Here is a 7,149-nt window from a genome sequence, read left to right as displayed (position 1 = left end):
CAAGCGGGCCGGCGCGACGGTGATCGGCACGGCCCGCGGCGGCGCCAAGCTCGGCCTCGTCAAGGAGCTGGGCGCGGACCACGTCGTGGACTACTCGCTGCCGGGCTGGACCGACCAGGTGCGCCAGGCCGCCGGGGGCGCCGTGGAGGTCGTCTACGACCACGTCGGCGGCGAACTCGGGCGCGAGTCCTTCTCGCTGCTCGCCCCCGGCGCCGGCCGGCAGATCGTGTTCGGCTTCTCCAGCGGGCAGCCGCTCGACGTGAAGCCCATGGAGCTGTTCGGCCGCGGTCTGACCCTGACCGGCTTCAGCGCGGGTCTGATCTGGAACCGGCCCGCGTTCGCCCGCGAGCTGGTCACCGACGTGCTCGGCCTGGCGGTCGCCGGCGAGATCAAGCCGGTCATCGGCCAGAGCTACCCGCTGGAGCGGGCGGCCGAGGCGCATGCCGCCGTGGAGGCGCGCAACACCATCGGCAAGACCCTGCTCATCCCGTGAACCACCTTTCTCAGCAAGCACCTTGCGCACAATCGTCCGGGCCGGCCGAGGCCCGGGACTTACCGAGGAGAACGACAACACCATGACCACCGCATCCAAGATCTTCGTGGCCGGCGCCACCGGCCTGCTGGGCGGCCAGATCGTCAGCTCCCTGCTGGACCAGGGCGGCTCCGTGCGGGCGCTGGTCCGGCCGGGCACCGACGGCGACAAGAAGGCCGCCCTCACCGAGCTTCAGGCCCGTGGCCTGGAGATCGTCGAGGGTGACATCACCGACCCGGTGGAGAAGCTGGCCGCCGCGATCGGCGACGCCGCCACCGTGGTCTCGGCCATCCAGGGCGGCCCGGACCTGATCATCGACGGACAGGTGAACCTGGTGCGCGCCGCCGAGCAGGCCGGTGCCCGCCGTTTCATCCCCTCCGACTTCGCGTTCGACATCACCAAGCTGGACAACGAGGACAACGTCATGGTCGGCTGGCGCCGGCAGGCGGCGGCCGCGTACGGCGACACCAGCCTCGACGTGATCTCCGTGCTCAACGGCGCGTTCTACGAGGTCATGATCGGCTTCTTGGGATTCGTCGACTGGGAGGCGGGGACCGTCTCGCACTGGGGCAACCCCGACCAGCCGATCGACATCACCTCGATCCAGGACACCGCCGCCTTCACCGCCGCGGTCGCCCTCGACCCGGAGGCCAAGGGCACCCAGCGGTTCGCCGGTGACGTGCTGTCGATGCGCCAGTTCCACCAGACCCTCGAGCGGGCCACCGGCCGCAGCCTGACCCTGAAGAACCTCGGCACCGCCGACGAGCTGCGCGCGGAGATCACCCGGCAGGCCGCCGCCACCCAGAACCCGTTCGATTACGTGGGTCTGCAGTACCAGTGGTGCATGGTGACGGGCAAGGCGAAGTTCGACACCCTGGACAACGCCAAGTACCCGCAGGTGAAGCCTGGTTCGCTGGAGGACTTCGTCCGGCAGGCCGCGCCCAAGGCCTGACCCAGGCACCGCCGGTACGACGTGACCGGTGCGGCGGTCGGCGCCGTACCGGCGGTCACCGGGGCGGCGGCCTGCCGCGGCGGTGGGAATCCCCCGCTCACCGCCGCGGTTGGCCGTCGCCCTGGTTCCTCGCGCCCATGACCCGGCCGGAGACGGCACTCCACACAAACAAAACCGGCGAGTCGGTTTTATAGGGACGCGCCTCCCGTCCTGATACCCGGCGATCCGGTGGAGTGTTTGTCCGGCAATCGAGCGGACGTTGCCCTGCCGCCTTCGAACGATGGTGCCGTGAGCTGCGAGGAGAGGACAGGTGCCCGTTGACGAACCGTGAGACCGGTTTGTAATTTCAGGGACCTGCCTCTACAAAAAATACAGGAGGTCCGGATGGTTACGCACGATCTCTACAGTTTGACCACCTGTACCCGGGGGCTGCCCCCCAGCCTCGTGGCGTGTATCGGCCACCCCGACCGAGCCGTATTAGGCAGGGCCAGGTGATCTCTCACATCGCGCGCAGGAAATGTGCGAGACACCTGGTTCCGGTGGTGATCGTCACGGTGCCGGCCATGGGCGCGGCCATGGTGGCCGACGCCCCCCTGTGGGGCGGCCACGGAATACTGCGGGGCCTGGTCGCCCTGCTGACCGTATTGATGTACGCGGGCCTGCCCGCCCTGCTGGTCATGGATGCCTCGGCCTGTAGACCGCGCCGCCTGTGCGTTCCCCTGGCGCTGCTGCCCGCGCTCGCGGTGACTCCGTTGCTGGTGCTCATGCCGGACGCGCTGAGTTACCCGGCCCTGGCCCTGGTCGTGTCGCTGGTGGCGCTCGAGTGCCGGCGCCAGATCCGGGGGATGCTCTGGGCCCAGCAGCGCAGAATCGTCGAGGAGCGGAAACGGACCCTGCGCGAGGGCCGCCAGCTGCGGCGCGATGTGCACGACGTGCTCGGTTACAGCCTGTCGGCCATCACGGTCAAGGCGGAACTCGTCGACCGGTATCTGGTGCAGAACGACCCGCGGGTCAGGGAAGAGGTGGCCGAGCTGCTGGCACTGTCCCGCAGGACGCTCGCCGAGATGCGCTCCTTCTCCTCGGCCGCGCGGCGGCTCTCCCTCGGCGTCGAACTCGCCTCCGTGCGCCGGGTGCTGGCGGCGGCCGGCGTGGAAACGCTGGTCTACGGCGACGCCTCGGAGGTGCACGACCCGGCGCTGGGCGCGGCCCTCTCGCTCGTGCTGCGCGAGGGCGCGACGAACATCCTGCGCCACAGCAAGGCCGGCCTCTGCCGGATCACACTGAGCAGCGAGGACGGCACCGTCCTGCTACGGCTCTCCAACGACGGCTACAGGGGGGAGGTCGACGACGGTGAGCCACTGGGCACCGGCCTGGCGAGCCTGTCCTCCCGGCTCACCGCGTTCGACGGCACACTGACCTGGACGCACGAGGGGGGCTGGTTCCATCTGACCGCCCGTGCCCCGCAGTCCGTGACGTCGTACGAAACATATGCGGCGACCTGAGCGGCGCCGGCCGCGCCCGCGCGTCACGCCGAAGTCCTGCCGAGGTGCCCGGTCCGCCGGGCCCCGGCACGGCTTTGGCCGTGGTGGGCCACGGCGTTCCGGCCGTGGCGGGCAACACCGCTTGGACCTCGGTGAGTAACGGCGTTCGGAACGTGGTGGGTTACAGCGTCCGGGCCGTGACGGGTTACAGCACTTGGGCCGCGGTGGGCTACAGCCAGCCGGCCTGTTCGGCGATGCGCACGGCGTCCAGCCGGTTGCGCGCGTGGAGTTTGGAGACCGCGGACGCGAGGTAGTTGCGCACGGTCCCGGTCGACAGGTGCATCCGGCGGGCTATCTCCGCGGGGTCGGCGCCGGTGGCCGCCTGACGCAGCACTTCCGTCTCGCGCGGGGTGAGCGGGCTGACGTCGCTCTCCCAGGAGGCGAGCGCGAGTTCGGGATCGATGACGCGGCCGCCTGCGGCGATCCGCCTTATGGCGGTGGCCAGTTCTTTCGGGGGCGCTTCCTTGAGCAGATAACCGCTGACGCCCGCGGCCATCGCCCGCTGGAGGGCCCCGGGCCGCCCCAGCGCCGTCAGGACCAGCGTGCGACACTGCGGTAACTGCTCGTGCAGGGCCGCGGCGGCGCTCAGTCCGTCCAGTCCCGGCAGGTCGATGTCCACCACGAGGACATCGGGGCGGTGTTCCAGCGCCGTCGGCACCACGGCGTCCCCCCGGCCCACTTCGGCCACGACCTCGATGCCGCGCTCGCCCGCCAGCAGGGCCACGAGGGCACCACGGATCATCTCCATGTCCTCGGCCAACATGACTCGTATCACGTTCCGCCCCCCCCACCTCAGGGCGGTCGGCCCCTGAGTAACTTGATCATACACAGCGCTTGTTCCGAACGAGTAAACGCTTTCTGACGGTATGTGAGGTTTCGTGCCCCTGGGTACGCGCAGCACGTACGGTCTGCTCCAGGCATGCTCGACGGATGCCCGAGACGCGCTCCGGGCGCGCTCGTGGCGGCTGTGCGAAGGGGGCGGACAGGTACCGGGAGCGGGCGCTTGAGCGGGACTGCCGGTGGTCCTCGAGCCGGGGGCGTCAGGGTCGTGGCGAGAACGGAACGACCCACGACCCACCGAGGAGAGAGCATGCCGCCGTACCTGTCGGAGATCGCCGACGACGTCTACGCCTACGTCCAGCCGGACGGTGGCTGGTGCCTGAACAACGCCGGTCTCGTCGTGGCGGAGGGAGAGGCCCTGCTGATCGACACCGCGGCGACCGAGCGCCGGGCCCTGGCGCTGCGCGAGGCCGTCAGGAGTGTCAGTCCCGCCCTGCCCCGGCTGCTGGTCAACACCCACTCGCACGGCGATCACACCTTCGGCAACTACCTCTTCCCCGAGGCCACCGTCGTCGGGCACCGCGGCGCCCGGACGGAGGTCACCGGGATCGGGATGCACCTGACGACACTGTGGCCTGACGTGTGCTGGGGCGATCTCGAACTGCGCCCGCCCCAGCTGACGTTCGAGGACCGGCTCACCGTCCACGTCGGCGGCACGGAGGCCCGGGTGCTGCACCTGGGCCCCGCCCACACCGGCAGTGACGTCGTGGTGTGGCTGCCCGGGCAGCGCGTGCTGTTCACCGGGGACATCGTGATGTCCGGAGCGACACCGTTCTGCCCGATGGGCTCGGTGGCCGGCTCGCTCGACGCCGTGCGGGCGCTGCGCGCGCTGCGGCCCCGCGTGGTGGTGGCCGGGCACGGACCGGTGGCCGGCGAGGAACTGCTGGACACCACCGAGGGGTACCTCCTGCTGCTCCAGCGGCTGGCGAAGGAGGGCGTGGCGGCCGGTGCCACCGTCCTGGACGTGGCCCGCGAGGCCGAACTCGGCGCGTACGCCAAGCTGTTGGACGCCGAGCGGATCGTCCCGAACCTGCACCGCGCCTATCTCGAGGAGCGCGGGGCCGAGCGCGGCTGCCCGGTGGACATGCCGGCGCTGTTCGCGGAGATGGTGGAGTTCAACGGCGGCCTGCCCGCCTGCCATGCCTGACCCCGCCTTCCAGACGGCTTCCAGGACGGCTCTAGCCACCGGGCACAGCCTCGTCCGGCATGAACCGCTTGTACGACCTTCCAGAAGGGGGCGGCACATGAGCACCGTTGAAGAGCGGCCGTTGGCGACGGCGCACTTCTCATCCCTGAGCGCCCGCACGGCCGAACTCGCCCAGGTACGCGAAGCCGTGCGTCTCGGGCCGGGCGAGGCGGCCACCGCGGCGCAGCACGCCAAGGGCAAACTGACCGCGCGCGAGCGACTGGCACTCCTCTTCGACGAGGGGGTGTACACCGAGGTCGAGGGGATGCGCCGGCACCGGGCGACCGGGTTCGGACTGGAGGCGAAGCGGCCGTACACCGACGGCGTCGTCACCGGCTGGGGAACGGTGCACGGCCGCACCGTCTTCGCCTACGCCCACGACTTCCGCATCTTCGGCGGCGCGCTCGGTGAGGCCCACGCCGAGAAGATCCACAAGATCATGGACCTGGCCGAGAAGGCCGGTGCGCCCATCGTCGGCCTCTGCGACGGCGCGGGTGCCCGCATCCAGGAGGGCGTGACCGCGCTGGCCGGCTACGGCGGCATCTTCCAGCGCAACGTCCGCAACTCCGGCGTCATCCCGCAGATCTCGGTGATCCTCGGGCCGTGCGCGGGCGGCGCCGCGTACTCCCCGGCACTCACCGACTTCGTGTTCATGGTGCGCGGCACCTCGCAGATGTTCATCACCGGCCCCGACGTGGTCCAGGCCGTGACCGGCGAGCAGATCACCCAGGACGCGCTCGGCGGTGCCGACGCGCACTCCACGCTCTCCGGCGTCGCGCACTTCGCGTACGACGACGAGCGGACCTGCCTGGAGGACGTCCGGCACCTGCTCGCGATGCTGCCCGCCAACAACCGGGAACGCCCGCCCGCCGAACCCGCCGACGACCCCGCCGACCGCTCCAACGAGGCGCTCTACGACATCGTGCCCGCCGAGCCCGGCCGGGCGTACGACATGAAGCGGGTCATCGGCGAGATAGTCGACCACGGCGAGTACTTCGAGGTCCACGAGACCTGGGCCACCAACATCATCTGCGCGTTCGCCCGGCTGGACGGCGAGGTCGTCGGCATCGTCGCCAACCAGCCCGCCGCGCTGGCGGGCGTCCTGGACATCGAGGCGTCCGAGAAGGCCGCGCGGTTCGTGCAGACCTGCGACGCGTTCAACATCCCGCTGGTGACCCTCGTCGACGTGCCCGGCTTCCTGCCGGGTGTCGACCAGGAGCACGGCGGGATCATCCGGCACGGCGCCAAGCTGCTGTACGCGTACTGCAACGCGACCGTGCCGAGGATCTCGCTGACCCTGCGCAAGGCGTACGGCGGGGCCTACATCGTCATGGACTCCCGCTCCATCGGCACCGACCTCGCCCTGGCCTGGCCGACCAACGAGATCGCGGTGATGGGCGCGGAGGGTGCGGCGGGCGTCGTCTTCCGCAAGGAGATCGCGGCGTCCGACGACCCCGAGACGACGCGCCGGGCGCGGATCGAGGAGTACCGCACCCAGCTCATGCACCCCTACTACGCCGCCGAGCGCGGCCTGGTCGACGATGTGATCGACCCCGCCGAGACGCGGTCCCGGCTGATCGAGGCGCTGGCCATGCTGCGCCACAAGCACGCCCCGCTGCCCACGCGCAAGCACGGGAACCAGCCCCAGTGAGCGCCGGCCGGCCACTCGTCGTGGTGGCACACGGCAGTCCCGACGCCGATGAACTGGCCGCGCTGGCCACGGTGTTGCTGTCGGTCTCCCGCAGTTCCGGGGGCGGGTCGGCACCGCCGCGACCCGCACTCGCCTGGTGCCGGGCCAACCCCGCCCATGGATCCGCCGTCGCCTGGGCGGCCGCAGCGCGGCCCGCCTGGACGTCTTCGTCGTGAGAGGACACACGTGAGTCTGCGCAAGGTGCTCATCGCCAACCGTGGCGAAATCGCTGTCCGCGTGGCCCGGGCCTGCCGGGACGCCGGGATCGCGAGTGTCGCCGTCTATGCCGACCCGGACCGGGCGGCCCTGCATGTCCGCACCGCCGACGAGGCCTTCGCGCTGGGCGGTGACACTCCGGCCAGCAGCTACCTGGACATCGACAAGGTGTTGCGGGCCGCCAAGGACTCG

At 70.8% G+C, this 7,149-nt stretch carries 8 protein-coding genes; 7 read left to right on the top strand and 1 reads right to left on the bottom strand.

The genetic code is table 11. The annotated features are described in order from the left end of the window. The 3 genes from H5J33_RS17920 to H5J33_RS17910 form a co-directional block, all read left to right on the top strand. On the top strand, positions 1 to 493 hold a 493-nt coding region (locus H5J33_RS17920; protein ID WP_181795945.1), incomplete at its 5' end, for a zinc-binding dehydrogenase. Positions 494 to 575: 82 nt separating this feature from the next. Then, the gene (locus H5J33_RS17915) at positions 576 to 1,484 is read left to right on the top strand and encodes an NmrA family NAD(P)-binding protein (RefSeq protein ID WP_181795944.1); all 909 of its coding nucleotides are present in this window, start codon (positions 576 to 578) and stop codon (positions 1,482 to 1,484) included. 542 nt (positions 1,485 to 2,026) lie between these two features. Next, on the top strand, positions 2,027 to 2,986 hold the full coding sequence (locus tag H5J33_RS17910) for a histidine kinase (RefSeq protein ID WP_181795943.1): 960 nt from the start codon (positions 2,027 to 2,029) through the stop codon (positions 2,984 to 2,986). A gap of 208 nt (positions 2,987 to 3,194) precedes the next feature. Here the strand turns inward: H5J33_RS17910 and H5J33_RS17905 are convergent, their stop codons facing one another. Next, positions 3,195 to 3,788, bottom strand: coding sequence for a DNA-binding response regulator (locus H5J33_RS17905; RefSeq protein ID WP_181795942.1), 594 nt, complete (start codon positions 3,786 to 3,788; stop codon positions 3,195 to 3,197). 327 nt (positions 3,789 to 4,115) lie between these two features. On the opposite strand from H5J33_RS17905, the gene H5J33_RS17900 reads away from it, so the two are divergent. The 4 genes from H5J33_RS17900 to H5J33_RS17885 all read left to right on the top strand — a co-directional run. Next, positions 4,116 to 5,012, top strand: coding sequence for an MBL fold metallo-hydrolase (locus tag H5J33_RS17900; protein WP_181795941.1), 897 nt, complete (start codon positions 4,116 to 4,118; stop codon positions 5,010 to 5,012). Between the two features lie 97 nt (positions 5,013 to 5,109). Further along, positions 5,110 to 6,702 (top strand): acyl-CoA carboxylase subunit beta, encoded by a 1,593-nt coding sequence (locus H5J33_RS17895; RefSeq protein WP_181795940.1) that lies wholly within the window; start codon positions 5,110 to 5,112, stop codon positions 6,700 to 6,702. After that, positions 6,699 to 6,917: an acyl-CoA carboxylase subunit epsilon gene (locus H5J33_RS38700; RefSeq protein ID WP_399552854.1), complete on the top strand. Its 219-nt coding sequence runs from the start codon at positions 6,699 to 6,701 to the stop codon at positions 6,915 to 6,917. Before H5J33_RS17895 ends, H5J33_RS38700 begins: the two co-directional genes overlap by 4 nt. A gap of 16 nt (positions 6,918 to 6,933) precedes the next feature. Then, the coding region (locus H5J33_RS17885; RefSeq protein WP_309485425.1) for a biotin carboxylase N-terminal domain-containing protein at positions 6,934 to 7,149 on the top strand (216 nt) is incomplete at its 3' end.

The sequence above is a fragment of the Streptomyces sp. WELS2 genome, assembly GCF_013870595.1.
Taxonomy (GTDB): Bacteria; Actinomycetota; Actinomycetes; order Streptomycetales; family Streptomycetaceae; genus Streptomyces.
The sequence above is the reverse complement of the archived record's forward strand: the minus strand, read 5'-3'. Positions and strand labels throughout refer to the sequence as shown.